At 69.4% G+C, this 533-nt stretch carries 1 protein-coding gene and 1 pseudogene; one reads left to right on the top strand and one right to left on the bottom strand.

The window, feature by feature from the left end; genetic code table 11:
* Positions 1 to 20: 20 nt before the first annotated feature.
* Positions 21 to 140: pseudogene (locus KV557_RS43970) on the top strand (GNAT family N-acetyltransferase); the annotation flags it as partial.
* Here KV557_RS43970 and KV557_RS42035 read toward each other — a convergent pair.
* Complete coding sequence (locus KV557_RS42035; protein WP_218207397.1) at positions 104 to 385, bottom strand: transposase; 282 nt, start codon at positions 383 to 385, stop codon at positions 104 to 106. The pseudogene KV557_RS43970 and the gene KV557_RS42035 overlap by 37 nt on opposite strands.
* Between the last annotated feature and the right edge of the window lie 148 nt (positions 386 to 533).

Below are 533 nucleotides of genomic sequence, written 5' to 3'. Positions count from 1 at the left end.
CGTACGAAGGGACTCACCCCATGACCGACACCACCCGACCACCCGCCTTCCGTCCGGCGACCGCCGCGGACGTGCCCGCGCTCGTCGAACTCATCGAGTCCGCCTACCGCGGCGACGCCAGCCGGGCAGGGATGTTCACCAGGTGGGCCCGCAGGGTGGCGGTGGTCGCTCTGGCGTGGAAGGAGCTGGCGAGGCTGCTGGTGGCCCGCAGCAGGTTGTGGGTGATCGCCCACAGGGTGAGCCACGCGGCGTTGGCCTGGAAGCGCCCGGAGGGCAGGTGGGCCATGGCCGATCCCTTGCCGTCCGCGATGACCTGCTCGATCGTGGCGTGCTGCCGGTGCTGCAGCTCGGCCTGGAGCATCTCGAACGGGCTGTCGGTGAACACCGGGTGGTAGCGCCAGGCCGTTAGGGCGCGTATTCGGTCGTGATCAGTGGGTCCGGGTGAGGTCCTTGATCCAGATCATCGCGCCACGGAGGTGGAGGCCGGCGAGGTAGCTTTCCGGGGTCTTGTCATACCGGGTGGCGATGCCTCG

Source organism: Kitasatospora aureofaciens, from assembly GCF_019192735.1.
GTDB lineage: Bacteria > Actinomycetota > Actinomycetes > Streptomycetales > Streptomycetaceae > Kitasatospora > Kitasatospora aureofaciens_A.
This window is presented reverse-complemented; position numbering and strand designations above follow the sequence as displayed.